The 14,984-nt window shown below is 74.4% G+C and carries 14 protein-coding genes; 8 read left to right on the forward strand and 6 right to left on the reverse strand.

What is annotated here, in order from left to right; translation table 11 throughout:
• Window positions 1-51: 51 nt before the first annotated feature.
• Window positions 52-1,908 (reverse strand): ABC transporter family substrate-binding protein, encoded by a 1,857-nt coding sequence (locus DE149_RS00250; RefSeq protein WP_113913740.1) that lies wholly within the window; start codon window positions 1,906-1,908, stop codon window positions 52-54.
• A 194-nt stretch (window positions 1,909-2,102) separates the two neighbouring features.
• The gene (locus DE149_RS00255; protein WP_113913741.1) at window positions 2,103-3,581 is read right to left on the reverse strand and encodes an NAD(P)/FAD-dependent oxidoreductase; all 1,479 of its coding nucleotides are present in this window, start codon (window positions 3,579-3,581) and stop codon (window positions 2,103-2,105) included.
• A gap of 65 nt (window positions 3,582-3,646) precedes the next feature.
• Here DE149_RS00255 and zupT point away from each other — a divergent pair, with 65 nt between their 5' ends.
• Window positions 3,647-4,435, forward strand: a complete 789-nt coding sequence (gene zupT, locus DE149_RS00260; RefSeq protein ID WP_113913742.1) for a zinc transporter ZupT — start codon at window positions 3,647-3,649, stop codon at window positions 4,433-4,435.
• Window positions 4,436-4,449: 14 nt separating this feature from the next.
• Here zupT and DE149_RS00265 read toward each other — a convergent pair whose 3' ends face one another.
• Together DE149_RS00265 and tpx are read right to left on the reverse strand one after the other, a co-directional pair.
• The gene (locus tag DE149_RS00265) at window positions 4,450-5,631 is read right to left on the reverse strand and encodes a S1C family serine protease (RefSeq protein ID WP_113913743.1); all 1,182 of its coding nucleotides are present in this window, start codon (window positions 5,629-5,631) and stop codon (window positions 4,450-4,452) included.
• A 2-nt stretch (window positions 5,632-5,633) separates the two neighbouring features.
• A complete protein-coding gene (tpx, locus tag DE149_RS00270; protein WP_044659388.1) occupies window positions 5,634-6,134 on the reverse strand; it encodes a thiol peroxidase in 501 nt (166 codons plus the stop codon).
• 81 nt (window positions 6,135-6,215) lie between these two features.
• Here tpx and DE149_RS00275 point away from each other — a divergent pair, with 81 nt between their 5' ends.
• Window positions 6,216-7,118: a patatin family protein gene (locus tag DE149_RS00275; protein WP_113913744.1), complete on the forward strand. Its 903-nt coding sequence runs from the start codon at window positions 6,216-6,218 to the stop codon at window positions 7,116-7,118.
• A gap of 24 nt (window positions 7,119-7,142) precedes the next feature.
• On the opposite strand, the gene DE149_RS00280 is transcribed toward DE149_RS00275, so the two are convergent.
• On the reverse strand, window positions 7,143-7,682 hold the full coding sequence (locus tag DE149_RS00280) for a PACE efflux transporter (RefSeq protein ID WP_098092251.1): 540 nt from the start codon (window positions 7,680-7,682) through the stop codon (window positions 7,143-7,145).
• 130 nt (window positions 7,683-7,812) lie between these two features.
• Here DE149_RS00280 and DE149_RS00285 point away from each other — a divergent pair, with 130 nt between their 5' ends.
• Window positions 7,813-8,331 carry a ferritin gene (locus tag DE149_RS00285; protein ID WP_073117509.1) on the forward strand — a complete coding sequence of 173 codons (519 nt, stop codon included), beginning with the start codon at window positions 7,813-7,815 and terminating at the stop codon, window positions 8,329-8,331.
• Between the two features lie 145 nt (window positions 8,332-8,476).
• Window positions 8,477-9,424: a DUF808 domain-containing protein gene (locus tag DE149_RS00290; protein WP_113913745.1), complete on the forward strand. Its 948-nt coding sequence runs from the start codon at window positions 8,477-8,479 to the stop codon at window positions 9,422-9,424.
• Between the two features lie 126 nt (window positions 9,425-9,550).
• On the opposite strand, the gene DE149_RS00295 is transcribed toward DE149_RS00290, so the two are convergent.
• Complete coding sequence (locus DE149_RS00295) at window positions 9,551-10,384, reverse strand: alpha/beta fold hydrolase (protein ID WP_060973545.1); 834 nt, start codon at window positions 10,382-10,384, stop codon at window positions 9,551-9,553.
• Between the two features lie 128 nt (window positions 10,385-10,512).
• Between DE149_RS00295 and DE149_RS00300 the strand changes: the two genes are divergently transcribed.
• From DE149_RS00300 to DE149_RS00315, 4 genes are read left to right on the forward strand one after another with little or no spacing between them, the layout of a single operon-like run.
• Window positions 10,513-11,247: an NUDIX hydrolase gene (locus DE149_RS00300; protein WP_041104954.1), complete on the forward strand. Its 735-nt coding sequence runs from the start codon at window positions 10,513-10,515 to the stop codon at window positions 11,245-11,247.
• Between the two features lie 28 nt (window positions 11,248-11,275).
• Complete coding sequence (gene nadA, locus DE149_RS00305) at window positions 11,276-12,604, forward strand: quinolinate synthase NadA (RefSeq protein WP_113913746.1); 1,329 nt, start codon at window positions 11,276-11,278, stop codon at window positions 12,602-12,604.
• Window positions 12,601-13,521 carry a carboxylating nicotinate-nucleotide diphosphorylase gene (nadC, locus tag DE149_RS00310; protein ID WP_060973547.1) on the forward strand — a complete coding sequence of 307 codons (921 nt, stop codon included), beginning with the start codon at window positions 12,601-12,603 and terminating at the stop codon, window positions 13,519-13,521. The genes nadA and nadC overlap by 4 nt, the downstream gene beginning before the upstream one ends.
• Window positions 13,518-14,690: a cysteine desulfurase family protein gene (locus tag DE149_RS00315; protein WP_060973548.1), complete on the forward strand. Its 1,173-nt coding sequence runs from the start codon at window positions 13,518-13,520 to the stop codon at window positions 14,688-14,690. The genes nadC and DE149_RS00315 overlap by 4 nt, the downstream gene beginning before the upstream one ends.
• Window positions 14,691-14,984: the final 294 nt, after the last annotated feature.

Below are 14,984 nucleotides of genomic sequence, written 5' to 3' on the forward strand. Positions count from 1 at the left end.
ACGCCGGCGGTCCGCGAGAGGCGGACCGCCGGGTCAGAGGTCAGCGGGGCGTCACTCCTGGACGCGGACCCACTGCTCCACGTTCCACAGCGCACCCGACTGGGCGGCGGTGTCGCGCACGTTGGCGACGTCGGCCTTGTGGCCGACCAGACCCGGGTGAGCGTACAGCGGGATGGCCTGGAAGTCCTCCCAGAGCAGCTTCTCGATGGTCTTGACCTGCTCCAGCTGCTCGTCCTCGTCCAGCGAGGTGGCGAGCTTGTCCCAGGCCGCGTCCACCTCGGGGTTGTTGTAGCTCTGCTGGTTCTGAGCGCCGTCCGACTGGTAGATGTTCGCGCCGGAGGCCTTCTGGCCCGAGCCGGCCCAGGCGTAGAGGGCGGCGTCGTAGTCACCGGCCGGCATGACCTCCTTGAAGAACACCGGCGAGTTGGTGTCCTGCACGTCGAAGCCGGCCTGGTCGCAGGAGCTCTTGATGAGCGCGACGGTCTCGGTGCGACGCTGGTTGCCGGCCTGGTAGCCGAGGCGGACCGTGGGCGTGGAGACGCCCGACTTCTCGACGAGCTCCTTGGCCTTCTCGATGTTCGGCTGGTCCATCTCCTCCGGGTAGGCCGCGTCCACGACCTCCTGGTAGTTCTCCTGGAACGGGAACACCTCACGGGCGTTCATAACCTGGGCGTCCGCGTAGATCGGCTTGATCAGGTTGTCCACGATCTGCTGACGGGGCAGGCAGAGGGCGAAGGCCTCGCGCAGCTCCGGGGAGTCCGCGAAGACCGAGCCCTCGCCGCGGTTGTAGTCCACGTGCTCCCAGGTCAGCTGGTCACCGGTCTGGACGTTGACGTCGTCGCCGAGGCCCTCGAGCTGCTGGAGGGTGTCCACGGTGGCCTGCGGCTCGATGACGTCGAGGTCGCCGTTCTGCAGGGCCTGCACGTGGGTCTTCGGGTCGGCGAAGCGGAGGACGAGCTCCTTGGTGGCCGGCGGGGTGCCCCAGTACTCGGGGTTGGCCTCGAGGGTGATGGACTGGCCGGCCTGCCAGCCGCCGTCCTTGAACTTGTAGGGGCCCATGGAGGGCACCAGCGAGGCGTCCGGCAGCTCGCCGGGGCTGAAGTCCCAGCCGTCGTTCCAGAACTCGGCCGCCGGGGTGAGCGCCTCGACGTCCTTCTCCTTCGCAGCGGTGACGAGCTCCTCGAAGCTCATGCCCGCCTCCTTGGCGACGATGTGCGCCGGCAGCGCGGTGCTGATGAGGATCTCCCAGTCCGCGTAGGGCTCCGGGTAGGTGACGGTGAACTCCTTGCCGTCGGCCTCGCCCTCGGGCGCCTCCGGGATGTACTTGCCCTGCTCGAAGGAGATCGAGTCGAACAGCGGGGTCTCGGAACCCTCGGCCTTGACCGTGTCGTTGTTCGCGGCCCAGTGCACGATGAAGTCGCCGGCGGTGACGGGGGTGCCGTCGGACCACTTGGCGTCGTCGCTGATGGTGTACTTCACGGTCAGCGGGTCGTCCGAGGTCTTCTCGTACGTGCCGAAGTCCTCGTTCGGGATGATCGAGCCGTCGGTGCCGAAGTACCAGAAGGACGAGAACATGCGGTCCGCGACGGCCGAGTTGTACGTGGTGTACGTGTTCGACTGCAGGCCGTTGTAGGACAGGAAGTCGTCGGCGCCCACCGAGTAGGCGATGGAGCCGTCCTGGGTCTTGACGTCGCCCAGGTCGGCCATCTCCGGCCCGGAGGCCTCGGCGGTGAGCTTCTGGCCCTTGTCCCCTTCGATGACGTTGCCGGCGCCCGAGTCGCCGCCCTGGCCGGCGCCGGAGCCGTTGCTGGATTCGCCTGCGTTGCCGCCGCCCGGGGCGCACGCGGAGAGGATGAGGGCCGAGCCGGCGGCCAGGGCCGCGGCAGCGGAGAGCTTCGTGTACTTCATGGAAGGTGCTTCCGTTCATGAGAGGTGCAAGGACGTCGCGCGCCCGCATCCCTGTGGGGATCCGATGGTGCGAGACGACCCCCGGGCCGTTCCGCCGAGACGGGACGTTCCGTGAGATGGACCACACTGTAGCGGGCACATTCCGATTCGCGAAAGTCCGGATCCGGATCAGTCTCAGCCGTGGCGCACAGCGGTCAGCGACGACGGTCCGCCAGCAGAGTCCGCACGGCCCACGCCCCGCCCATGCCGTGGACGCCGGCGCCCGGCGGGGTGGAGGCGGAGGCCAGATACAGCCCGGTCCGACCCGCCCGGTGCGGCCGGGGCGACGCAGTGGGGCGCAGGAGCGCGCGCGCTCCCGCGAGCGATCCCCCCGCGATGTCGCCGCCCACGAGGTTCGGGTTCCACACCTCCAGGTCGGCCGGGCGCATCGCGACCGCGGCCTGGATCCGGTCCCGGAAACCGGGTGCGTGCCGCTCCACCTCCGCCTCGATCAGCGGACGGACGTCGCCGGGGTGGCCGTGGGGCACATGGGCGTAGGACCAGACGACCGTGTGCCCCCGGGCGGGCCCGGTGGCCCGTGTGGGGTCTGCCGCCTGCTGCTGACAGAGCATGACGAAGGGCCGCGCCGGCATCCGGCCGGCCGCGACGTCGTCCTCGGCCCGCCGGATCTCGGCGGCGGTCCCGCCCAGGTGCACCGTCCCCGCGCCCGCGAGCCGGGCGTCGCGCCACGGGATCGGCCCGTCGAGCAGGAAGTCGACCTTGGACACGGACGGCCCGGGGCGCCACCGGCGCAGGGCGGCGGCGTAGCGCGGCGGCAGGCCCGTGCCGGCGACGCGCAGCACCTGGCGCGGGGTCAGGTCCAGCACGACGGCGTCCGCGGCGGGCAGCGCGCGCAGGTCCGTGACCTCGTGACCCAGGTGCAGCCGCCCGCCGTGCGCCCGCAGCACCGCCACGAGCGACTCGACGATCGCCCCCGACCCGCCGCGCGCCACCGGCCAGCCCGAGCTCATCCCGAGCGCGCCGAAGAGCGCACCGAACGCCGCCGTCAGGGGCCGGCTCGAGGGCAGGATCGCGTGGGCCGCCGAGCCCGTGAACAGGGCGCGGGCGGCCTCCGTGCGGAACATCGCCCGGCCCAGCAGATCGGCCGGCCACGGGGCGCGCAGGCCGAAGCGGGCCATCGCCACTGGATGGGGCGGGGGTCGCAGCACCGGGCCGAGCGCGCCCGCCAGGATCTCGTCGACGTGTGCGACCAGGGCCCCGTGCACGGTCCGCCAGGCCCGCGCGTCGGCGCCGAGACCCGCGGCGGTGGCCTCGAGGTCCCGATGCAGGAGGACGGCCGGCCCGTCCGGCAGCGGATGTCCCATCGGCAGGGCCGGGTGCAGCCAGGCGAGCCCGTGGTCCGTCAGCCCCAGCTCCCGGAACACGGGGCTGGCGACGCCGAACGGATGACCCGCCGCCCCGAGGTCCACCACGGTCCCCTCCCCCAGCACCGGCGCGGACGCGCACGCACCGCCGGGCACCGGGGCCCGTTCGAACACGTCCACCTCCCAGCCCTCGCGGGCCAGCAGGGCGGCGGCGGTCAGGCCGTTGGGGCCGGCGCCCACGACGACGGCGCGGCCCGGCTCGACGCCCCGGGGCAGCGCGAATCCGGGGCCGGCGGCGGTGTCGGTCATGGTCTCCTCCTGTGGTCCCTAGGATGGTCGCACCCCGCCCGCCGCCCGTCAGGAGGCCCTCCCCCGTGGACCCGTTCTGGACCGCGCTCGCTCTCACGACGTTCGCCGGGCTGGCCACGGTGCTGGGCGGCGTCCTGGCGATCGTCGGACGCGAGCCCTCGGGCCGCGGGCTGGGGGCCGCCCTCGGCCTCGCCGCGGGCGTCATGCTCGCGGTCTCCTTCCTGGAGATGCTGCCGGCCTCCGTCGAGGGGCTGGGCGGGGCGGTCGGCCCCGCGGCGACCGCCGTCGCGGTGGCCGCCCTGACCCTCGGCGCAGGCGCCTACGTGCTGCTCGAGCGCGCCGTCCCCGACCCCGTCTCGGAGATGCCGGGCGACGTCGACGACCCGGCCGGCCTGGACCGGCGGCGGATGCTGCGCCTGGGCACGGTGACGGCCCTGGCGATCGGCCTGCACAACCTGCCGGAGGGCTTCGTCACCTTCGCCGGCACCCTGCAGGATCCGTCGGTGGGTGTCGCGCTGGCCGTCGCGATGGCCGTGCACAACGTGCCCGAGGGCGTGGCCGTGGCCGTGCCCGTGCGGCAGGCCACCGGGTCGCGGCGCAAGGCCTTCGCGTGGGCCGCGTTCACGGGGATCGCGGAGCCGCTGGGCGCGCTGATCGGCTGGCTGCTGCTGGCCCCGTTCCTCACGCCCGCGCTCGTGGCCGCCGTCTTCGCGGCCGTGGCGGGCGTGATGGTGACCGTGAGCCTCGACGCGCTGCTGCCCGCCGCCCGGGCGGCCGGGGGCCGCGCCGCGGCGCTGAGCGGCGTGCTGCTGGGCGTGGTCGCGATGGCCCTCTCGCTGGACCTGCTCGCCTGAGCGCGGGGGGCCGGTCAGTTCACGAGGGCCGGCTGCAGGACCGCCTCGGCCTCGCGCACCTCGCCGCCGGCGGTGCGCCACTGGACGGTGATCCGGTCCCCCACGTTGTGGTCGTTGACCAGGCGGGACATCCGGGAGGCGTCGTCGCCGACGGGGCGCCCCTCGATCTCGAGGATCACATCGCCCTCGACCAGGCCGATCTGCTCGGCCGCCGAGCCCGCGTCCACCTGCATGACCACGACGCCGACGTCGGGATCCGCGCCGACCATGATGCCCAGGGCGCCGTCCGCGCCGATGCTCACGGTGTCCGTCTCCTCACCCGAGAGGACCTGGTCCACCACGTCGAAGGCCACCTCCAGCGGGATCGCGAAGCCGTCCACCTCGTCTGCGGTGGTCCCGTCGCTGGCCGCCACGGTCACGCCGACCACCTGACCGTCGTCGTCCACCACCGGGCCGCCGGAGTAGCCGGGCACGACGTCCGCGTCCGTCTGGATCAGGCCGGACAGGCGCGCGTACTGATCGGTGCCCTCGGCCGCGGCCATGATCGAGCGGTCCGTGGCGAGCACGGTGCCGCGCACGGCCGTCAGATAGCCCTGGCCCCCGCCGTTGCCGACGGCGGCCACCGTCTCCCCGCGCCGCACCGGGTCCAGCGAGACGCTGGCCACCGGCAGGTCTGAGACGCCCTCGACGTCGAGCACCGCGATGTCGTGCTCGGCATCGCGCCCGAGCACCGTGGCCGTGTGCCGCGCGCCGGTGTCCGCGACCACCACATGCACCTCCGAGGAGTCCTCGACCACGTGGTAGTTGGTCACCGCCAGCCCGTCCGGGGAGAGCACCATGCCCGTCCCCGTGCCGGTGCGGGCGCCGAGGGCGGTCTCCACGAGGAGGATGCCCGGGGCGTCCGCGACCGGCTGGCCCGGATCCAGGGACGATCCGTCGTGGGCCGATGCGGACCAGTCCACCGTCACGCCGTCGTGGATGTGGGTCAGGCCCGCCGCGAGCGCGCCCGCCTCCCGGGCGGGGGCCTCGGCGGCGGGCACGGTCGGGGCGGAGTCCGCGGCGACGTCGACCATCCGGCCGGCGAGGAGCGCGGTGAGGCCCCCCGCCAGGACCAGCGCCCCGAGCACGCCGAACAGCGCGATGACGAACGCCAGGGGCGAGCGTCGTGCGCGCGGCGGCCAGCCCGGCGGCGTCACGCTCAGCCCCGGGCGGCCGCCAGGGCGGCCTCGTAGTCCGGCTCCTCGGAGATCTCGGGGACGAGCTGGGCATGACGGACCACGCCGTCGGCATCGACCACGACGACGGCGCGGGCCAGCAGGCCCTCGAGCGGACCGTCGGTCATGCGCACGCCGTAGTCGCCGCCGAACGACGAGCGGAACACAGAGCCGCTGCGGACGTGGTCGATGCCCTCGACCGAGCAGAAGCGCGCGGCGGCGAACGGCAGGTCCGCGGACACGGCCACGACGGTGGTGTCCCCGAGGTCCGCGACGCGGGAGTCGAACTCGCGGACGGAGGCGGCGCACACGCCGGTGTCCAGGGACGGGAAGATGTTCAGGATCACGCGGCGGCCGCGCAGCTCCCGCAGGGTCACCGGGGACAGGTCCGCCCCGGTGAGGGTGAAGTCGGGGGCGGGGGAACCCACCTGGGGCAGCTCACCGACGGTGTGGACGGGGGTGCTCTTCATGTGGGTCGTCGCCATGGGGACAGCCTAGGATGGGCGCGGCCGGACGGGAGCGCCCCGCGCCCTGCTCGGCGGACGGCGAACACGGAGGGACCGACCATGACCGAGCCCATAACGTCCAACGTCACCGACACGGCGCTGCTGTTCGAGGGCGGGGGGATGCGCGCCGCGCTCACCTCGGCCGTGGTGGCGGAGCTGCTGCGCGAGCGGATCCACGTGGACTTCGTGGCCGGCATCTCGGCGGGCTCGTCCAACGCCGTGAACTACCTGTCCCGCGACCCGGCCCGTGCGCGGCGCTCGTTCGTGGACTTCGCCGACGATCCTCGGTTCGGCAACTGGCTGAGCTTCCTGCGCGGCAAGGGCCTGTTCAACGCCGAGTACATCTACGAGCACGCCGGCCTGCCCGAGGCGGACCTGCCCTACGACTTCGCCACGTTCCGCGCGAACCCCGCCCGGCTCGTGCTGGGCGGGTTCGACGCCGCGAGCGGCGAGACGCGCTGGTGGGACCGCTCCGACATGACCACCCTGACCGACCTGATGGTCCGCGTCCGCGCGTCGTCCACGATGCCGGTCCTCATGCCCCCCGTGCACGCCGAGGGCACCGTGTTCGTGGACGGCGCCCTCGGCGTGGACGGCGGGATCCCGCTGACCGCGGCGGAGGACGCGGGGTTCGAGAAGGTCCTCGTGGTCCTGACCCGGGAGCGCGGGTACGTGAAACGGCCCGAACGGTTCCCCTCGTTCTACCAGCGCACCTTCCGGCGCTACCCCGCCGTCGCGGACGCGCTGCTCACGCGCTGGCGCCGGTACAACGCCACCCGCGAGCGCCTGTTCGAGATGGAGCGGCAGGGACGGGCCTATCTGTTCGCGCCCGAGACCATGCCCATCGCCAACGGCGAGCGGTCCGTGGCCAAGCTGGCCGCCGCCCACGAGCTCGGCCTGGACCAGGTGCGCCGCGAGATGCCCGCGATCCGCGCGTTCCTGGGGCTGCCGGCGTCCCGCTGAGCCGCGCCTGCTCCGAGCGGCGGGTCAGGCCTCGGCGCGGGCGGCCGAGTCCGGCAGGCCGAACACCGAGTCGAACGCGTAGGCGTACACCGCGGCGTAGACGAGGAAGAACACGAGCAGGCCGGCCTCGATGAGGAACGCCTCCCCCAGCCCGATGCCGAGGATCAGCGCCACCGCGGGCACGAGGAACACGATCAGCCCGCCCTCGAAGCCGACGGCGTGGGCCACGCGCACCCACCAGGGCCGGCCCGTGATCCCGAGGCGGCGTTCGAGGGTCTCGAACACCGAGTTGAACACGATGTTCCACAGCAGGGCCACGGTCGAGGACACCACCGCCACGGCGAGCGAGGGCCCGCCGCCGTTGCCGAGCGCCGCCAGGATCACGGTGGTGAAGAGGATGGCGAGCAGCTCGAAGACCACCGCGTAGACCACGCGGCGCAGCAGGGGCGTCCGGAACACGCGGCGGCGCACGAGGGCGTCCCGGCCTCCCGGGCCCCGCGGCACGTCGGAGGGCGGCGTCGACGCGGGGTCGACGCCCGGGCGGGCGCGGCGGGTCTCGGACACGGCGCCCAGCCTAGGGCTGGCACCGCCGGGCGCCGAATCCGGCGGAACCGGCCGCCCGCCGTTGTCGTGCCTCGGCCACGGGGCGGGCGCGCCTTCACCGCGCCCCGGCCGCCTGCCTAGAGTTCGAGGCATGAAGCTCACCGATGACCTGCTGCAGAAGTTCAACGACCAGATCACCCTCGAGTTCGAGGCGTCCATGGTCTACCGCCAGCTCGCGATCGCCGCCGACGACCTGGACCTGTCCGGGATGGCCGCGTGGCTGCGGCACCAGGCGGACGAGGAGATCGTCCACGCGAACAAGTTCATCGACCACGTCGCCGACCGGGACAGCTTCCCGACGATCGGCGCCATCCCGGCCCCGCCCGTGCAGGCCGGCCTGTCGGCCCTGGAGATCTTCCGGGCCGCGCTCGCGCACGAGCAGAAGGTCTCCGAGGCGATCCGCGAGCTGTACCGGGCCACCGAGTCCGCGGGCGACCTCAACTCGCGCCCGCTGCTGAACTGGTTCCTGGACGAGCAGATCGAGGAGGAGTCCACCGTCTCCGAGATCGTGGGCCAGCTCGAGCTCGTGGGCGACGACGGCTCGGGCCTGCTCCGCATCGACGGCCGTCTGGGCTCCCGTCCCGTGGAGACCACCGAGAACGACGCCTGAGCCCACCGGCGGCCTCGTCGGCCGCGCACGCACCGGCCCGGTCCCCCACGGGACCGGGCCGGTGCGTGTCCGTCCCCGCCGCTATGCTCGACCTGCGCCCTGCCCGCGCACCGGCGCGCCCGTCGGCCCCACCCCAGGAGGAACCATGGTCGGACTCGTAGCCCTGCTCGACGACGTCGCCGCCCTCGCCCGCCTCGCCGCCGCGAGCGTGGACGACGTGGCCGCCGGAGCGGGACGCGCCGCGGCCAAGGCGGCGGGAGTGGTGGTCGACGACGCCGCGGTGACCCCGCAGTACATGGCCGGCGCGGCCGCGGCCCGCGAGCTGCCGATGATCTGGCGGATCACCAAGGGCTCCCTGCGCAACAAGCTCGTGTTCATCCTTCCCGCGCTGCTGCTGCTCGACTGGCTCGCCCCCTGGATCCTGCCGTGGCTGCTGCTGGCCGGCGGCACCTACCTGTCCTATGAGGGCGCGCACAAGGTGTGGGGCAAGCTCGCCGGCCACGGGCATGCCGACGACGAGGAGCCTGCCGTCGAGCGGGGTCCGGAGGCTGAGGACACCGTGGTGCGCGGGGCCATCACCACGGACTTCATCCTGTCCCTGGAGATCATGGTCATCTCCATGAACGAGGTGGCCGACCTGGGCTTCTGGATGCAGGCGGCGATCCTGGCGGTGGTGGCCGTCGTCATCACCGCGGGCGTGTACGGGGTGGTGGGGCTGATCGTGAAGATGGACGACGTCGGCCTGCACCTGCACCAGAACGCCTCCACCTCCGGCGGCCGCTCGTTCGGCGCCGGGCTGGTCAAGGCCATGCCGCACGTGCTGCGCGTGGTGACCGTCATCGGCACCGTGGCGATGCTCTGGGTGGGCGGCCACATCGCCCTCGTGGAGCTGGACGCGCTGGGCGTGCCGTGGCCCTACGCCGTGCAGCACGGGATCGTCGAGCCCGTCACGCACGCCGCCGGCGCGTTCCTCGGCTGGCTCACGGAGACCGCGACGTCGGCTGTGTGGGGCCTGCTCTGGGGCTCGGTCGCGCTCGGGGTGGTCCTGCTCGTCGGACGCCTGCGCGGGAAGAAGGCCGCGCCCGCCCACTGATGCGGCGGCCGACGGGTCCGCCCCCACCCGCGCCCCACGCTGAGGCCCGCAGACGCGCCGCTACGCACGGAACGTGGCGGCGCGTCTGCGGGCCTCGGCGCTGTCTCCGTCTCCCGACGGGCCCCGTCAGTCGGCGGTGAGGAAGGTGCGCACCGCGGAGACGAAGGCCTCGGGCTGGTCGGCGTGCAGCCAGTGGCCGGCGTCACGGACGGTCACGCGCACGACGCGCGGGAACAGCTCCTTCATCCGCGGCACGTCCTCATCCTGGACGTAGTCCGACTCGGCGCCGGCCAGCCACAGGACCGGATGGTCGAACACGCGCTCCGGATCCTCGGGGACCACCGGGTCCGGGAACGAGCCGATCTCCCGCAGGTGCTCGAAGAGCATGGCCACGTTGGGCTGCCACGCGAAGTGCCCGGCCGTGCGCCGCAGGTTCTGCAGCAGGAAGCCGCGCACCCGCGCGTCGTGGACGTGCTCGGCCATGGCGGCGTCGGCCTCGGCCCGCGAGTCGTACGCGTCCAGGTCCATGCGCAGCATGGTGCCCAGCAGGTGCACGAACTCGTCCGTGGCCTGCGGTGAGAGCCGCGGGGAGATGTCCTCCACGATCAGCCGGTCCACGAGCTCCGGGTGCCGCAGGGCGAGCACCATCGCGACCTTGCCGCCCATCGAGTGGCCCAGCAGGTGGACCGGCCCGTCGGCGGCGAGGCCGGCGCGCAGGTGGGCGGCCACCCGGTCCGCGATCTCGCGGTAGTCCACCCGGTCCGTCCAGGGCGAGGCGCCGTGGTCCGGCAGATCGATCAGCTCCACCGTGAAGTCGTCGCCCAGCTCCTTGGCCGGGCCGGTGAAGTTCCGGCCGCGGCCCATGAGGCCGTGCAGGAACGCGACGCGGCGCGGGCCCTCCCCGATGCGGGTGGAGGCCAGGGGTGCGTCGGACGGGGCGGAGGCGGCGGTCGTGTTCACCCGACTCAGGCTAGCGCGGGACCGCGCCGGTGCCTCCCCCGACTTCCAGTCATCTTGACCCTCTGAGATGGGCGGGAACAGTGTCATACTGACCCGAACAGCCCCGCCAGTCCGCCCCGGGAGGTCCCATGCCGGTCGCTGAGGCCCGCGTCAGCGTCGCCGTGTCCACGGCCGTCTTCGGCGTGCGCCCGGACCCGCACGGCGTGCCCCGCCTCTGCGTCGCCCTCGTCCCGCGGATGCGCGAGCCGTTCCTGGACCGGTGGGCGCTGCCGGGCGCGTGGCTCGGCGCGGACGAGGAGCTGGCCGACGTCGCCGCACGCGTGGCCGCCGAGTGCGTGCCCGGTCCCGTCCGTCGCCTCGAGCAGCTGGCGGCGTTCGGCGCCGTGGACCGTTCCCCCACCGGACGCGTCCTCACGGTGGCCCACTGGGCGCTCAGCCCCGTCCTGGACGACGACGGCGCCGCCCCGGCGTCCCGCCCGGACCCGGACGTGGCCGGGCTGCCCATCGGGGTCCATGTGCGCTGGCACCGGGCCGACGCGCCGCCCGCGCTGGCGTTCGACCACGCGCAGATCCTGGCGGCGGCCGTGGCGCGCCTGCGCGCGGACCTGCCGCGAGCCGGCGTCGGGCACGCGCTGCTGGGGCCCTCCTTCACCCTCGCCGAGCTGCGCGCCGTGCACGAGGCCGTCCTCGGCCGCGGCCTCGACGCCGCCAACTTCCGCCGCGCCACCCTCGCCGCCGGGGCCCTCGAGGAGACCGGCGAGGTCCGCGGCGGCACCCCGCACCGCCCGCCCAAGCTCTACCGCTACCGGCCCGCCGGGCCCGGGACCGACCCCGATCCCGCCGGGCCGGATGCCCGCCGCTGACCCACCAGCCCCGACCCAGGAGTCACCCATGACCACCCCGACCGGGACCACCGCCTCGGTGGCCCGCACCCTGACCCTGATCGACAAGGACGCCGCGCGCGGCTCCTCGTGCTCCCCCGACCTGACCCGCGGCCCCTGGGCGTTCGACGCCGGCCTACCCGCCTACGGCCCCGGCGCATCGCAGGACGACGTCGTCCCGGCCGACGCCCCCGTGCAGGGCCGCATCCCCGAGGAGTACCAGCGGGCCTCCGACGAGGAGCTCCACGCCCGGATCAGCGCCGCGCGGCAGACACTCGGCGAACGCGTCGTCGTGCTGGGCCACTTCTACCAGCGCGACGAGGTCGTCCAGCACGCCGACTTCGTGGGCGACTCCTTCCAGCTCGCGCGGGCCTCCCAGGGCCGGCCCGAGGCGGAGGCGATCGTGTTCTGCGGCGTGCACTTCATGGCGGAGACCGCGGACCTTCTCTCCACCCCGGACCAAGCCGTCATCCTGCCCAACCTCGCCGCCGGCTGCTCCATGGCGGACATGGCCGACCTGGACTCGGTCGAGGACGCGTGGGAGCAGCTCGAGGCGGTCTACGGCACCGAGCCGGACGACGACGGGCGCGTGCCCCTGCTGCCCGTGACCTACATGAACTCCTCCGCGGCCCTCAAGGGCTTCGTCGGCGAGCGCGGCGGCATCGTGTGCACGTCCTCCAACGCCTCGGCCGTGCTGGACTGGGCGTTCGAGCGTGCCCAGCGCGTCCTGTTCTTCCCGGACCAGCACCTGGGCCGGAACACGGGCCGCGCCAGGGGGATCCCACTCGAGCAGATGCCGACGTGGAATCCCCGCCTGCCGCTGGGCGGGAACTCCGAGGACGCCCTGCGGGACGCGAAGGTCCTGCTGTGGCACGGCTTCTGCTCGGTGCACCGCCGCTTCACTGTGGCGCAGATCGAGCAGGCCCGCGCCGAGCACCCGGACGTCCAGGTGATCGTGCACCCCGAGTGCCCCCTGCCCGTGGTGGAGGCCGCGGACTCCTCCGGGTCCACGGACTTCATCGTCAAGGCCATCCAGGCGGCGCCGGCCGGCTCGACCTTCGCGATCGGCACCGAGATCAACCTCGTGCAGCGCCTGGCCGCCCAGCACCCCGAGCACACGATCTTCTGCCTCGACCCCGTGATCTGCCCGTGCTCCACGATGTACCGCATCCACCCCGGTTACCTCGCGTGGGTGCTCGAGGAGCTCGTGGCCGGCCGCGTGGTCAACCGGATCACCGTGCCCGCGTCCGTGGCCGACCCGGCCCGCACCGCGCTCGAGCGGATGCTGGCCGTCGCGCCGAAGCAGTCGGCCGCGCAGTCCGCCGGGGCTGGGACGTGACCCCGGCCGACCGCGCCCCGACGACACCGGCCCCGCGGCCGGACGTGGAGCGGATCGTGGCCGCAGCGCTCGCCGAGGACGCGCCCTGGGGTGACGTCTCCTCGGAGGCCTTCGTCCCGGAGCAGGCCCGGATCACCGCGCGCGTGGTGGCCCGCGAGGCCGGGGTGCTCTCCGGCACGAACGCCCTCGAGGCCGCCTTCCGGCTCGTCGACCCGGCCGTGTCCGTCACCCTGCACCTGGCCGACGGCGCCGACCTGTCCCCCGGCGCCGTCGTCGCCGAGGTCGCGGGCCCCGCCCGCTCGGTGCTGCGCGCCGAGCGCGTGGCGCTGAACCTCGTCCAGCGCCTGTCCGGGATCGCCACGACGACGGCCGCCCACGTGGCCGCCGTGCGCGCCGGCGGCGGGCACGCGCGGGTGGTGGACACCCGCAAGACCACCCCGGGTCTGCGCGTGCTCGAACGGCAGGCGGTGCGGGACGGAGGCGGGCACAACCACCGCTTCAGCCTCTCGGATGCCGTGATGCTCAAGGACAACCACCTGGCCGCGCTGGGGTTCGGCGGTGCCGGCGACCCGGGCGAGGCCCTCACCGCGGCCCTGCGCGCCGGGATGGCCCGCCTGCCGCACACCACCCACGTGGAGGTGGAGGTCGACCGGCTCGAGCAGATCCCGGCGGTGCTCGCCGCCGGGGTCGACACGATCATGCTGGACAACTTCTCGCCGGCCGAGCTGCGGGCCGGCGTCGAGCTCGTGGCGGGCCGCGCCGTCGTCGAGGCCTCCGGCGGGGTGAGCCTCGAGACGATCGGGGCGATCGCGGCCACGGGCGTGGACGTGATCTCGGTGGGAGCGCTGACCCATACCGTCCAGTCCCTGGACCTGGGCCTGGACGCCGTGGTCGAGGAGGTCTCGCCGCGCCGATGAGCACCGCCCTCGACCTGGACCACGCGGCCACCGCGCCCGTCCGGCGCAGCGCACTGGAGGCGATGTGGCCCGCACTCACCGGCGTCTACGGCAACCCGTCCTCGGCGCACGAGGCCGGCCGGGCGGCGGCGGCCCTGCTCGAGGACGCCCGCGCGCGGGTGGCCTGCGCGATCGGCGCCCGGGCCGGGCAGGTCGTGTTCACCTCGGGCGGCACGGAGGCCGACGCGCTCGCCGTGCTCGGCACGGTGCGCGCCCGGATCCTCGCCGGCCGCCCGGCGGGCCACGTGCTGACCACGGGGATCGAGCACAGCGCGGTGCGGCAGTCCTGTGACCAGCTGGCCCGGCTGCACGGCGTCGAGGTCGAGCACCTCGCGCTGGACCGGGACGGCCTGACCTCGGCGGACGACCTCGCCGCCCGCCTGCGCCCGGACACCGCGCTGGTCAGCGTGCACCTGGCCCACAACGAGGTGGGCACGGTGCAGCCGGTGGCCGAGCTGGCCGCCGTCGCCCGGGAGGCGGGCGTGCCGGTGCACGTGGACGCGGTGCAGGCCGCGGGGCAGATCCCGGTGGACGTGCGCGCCCTCGGGGCGGATCTGGTGGCGCTGTCCGGGCACAAGGTGGGCGGGTCCAAGGGGGTCGGCGCGCTGTGGGTGCGCCCGGGTCACGCCCTGGAACCGCTCGTGCCCGGTGGCGGCCAGGAGCGGGGCCGGCGGTCCGGGACGCAGAACGTGGCCGGCGCGGCCGGGTTCGCGGCCGCCTTCGAGGAGGCCGAGGCGGAGCGCGCCGCGGCCGCGGACGCGTGGGCCGGGCTGCGGGACCGGTTCGCGGCGCGCGTGCTCGACGGCGTCCGGGAGCTCGTGCCCGACGCGCGGCTGACCGGCCATCCCGCCCGACGGCTGCCACGCCACGCCTCGTTCGTGCTGCCCGGCGTGAACGGCGAGTCGGTGCTGGAGGAGGCGGCCCGCCGGGGCGTGCTGGCCTCGGCGGGGTCCGCGTGCTCGGCCCACGACGCCGAGCCGTCCCCGGCCCTGCTCGCGCTGGGCCTCAGCGAGGACGAGGCCCGCACGGCCCTGCGCTGCACGTTCGGCCCGGACGCCGACGCCCCGCTGCTCGAGGCCGCGGCGGACGCGATCGTCGACGCCGTCCGGACGGTCGCCGCCCTGCGCTGAGCGGCCCCGGGCCGGTCGACCCCGCTGCCGCCGGGGCCGGCGTCGGACGTTCACCCGGGGGTCAGCCCGAGGCCACACACCCGGGGGCCTGGCCGAGTCCGGCCGTTCGCGCCTGCACGCCACGCTGCGCGCGGTCGACGAGGACGGGCTGGTGCTGCGCGGCCGCTTCGCTCGCGGGCTGACCCTGCGCTCCGGCTGGGTCGACGGGGCCGCCGAGCACACCGCGAAGATCCTCGCGGACACGCTGCCCTCCGGCGCCCGCTTCGAGGTGACGTACGCGTTCGAGGACGAGAC

It is taken from the genome of Micrococcus sp. KT16 (assembly GCF_003315015.1).
Lineage (GTDB): Bacteria > Actinomycetota > Actinomycetes > Actinomycetales > Micrococcaceae > Micrococcus > Micrococcus luteus.

Excerpts from the sequence above, each read along its gene's own strand:
- DE149_RS00300 (WP_041104954.1), top strand. The coding sequence starts at position 10,513 with ATGCCGGTCGCTGAGGCCCGCGTCAGCGTCGCCGTGTCCACGGCCGTC.
- DE149_RS00285 (WP_073117509.1), top strand. The coding sequence starts at position 7,813 with ATGAAGCTCACCGATGACCTGCTGCAGAAGTTCAACGACCAGATCACC.
- DE149_RS00275 (WP_113913744.1), top strand. The coding sequence starts at position 6,216 with ATGACCGAGCCCATAACGTCCAACGTCACCGACACGGCGCTGCTGTTC.
- tpx (WP_044659388.1), bottom strand. The coding sequence starts at position 6,134 with ATGGCGACGACCCACATGAAGAGCACCCCCGTCCACACCGTCGGTGAG.
- DE149_RS00255 (WP_113913741.1), bottom strand. The coding sequence starts at position 3,581 with ATGACCGACACCGCCGCCGGCCCCGGATTCGCGCTGCCCCGGGGCGTC.
- DE149_RS00315 (WP_060973548.1), top strand. The coding sequence starts at position 13,518 with ATGAGCACCGCCCTCGACCTGGACCACGCGGCCACCGCGCCCGTCCGG.
- DE149_RS00250 (WP_113913740.1), bottom strand. The coding sequence starts at position 1,908 with ATGAAGTACACGAAGCTCTCCGCTGCCGCGGCCCTGGCCGCCGGCTCG.
- DE149_RS00290 (WP_113913745.1), top strand. The coding sequence starts at position 8,477 with ATGGTCGGACTCGTAGCCCTGCTCGACGACGTCGCCGCCCTCGCCCGC.
- nadA (WP_113913746.1), top strand. The coding sequence starts at position 11,276 with ATGACCACCCCGACCGGGACCACCGCCTCGGTGGCCCGCACCCTGACC.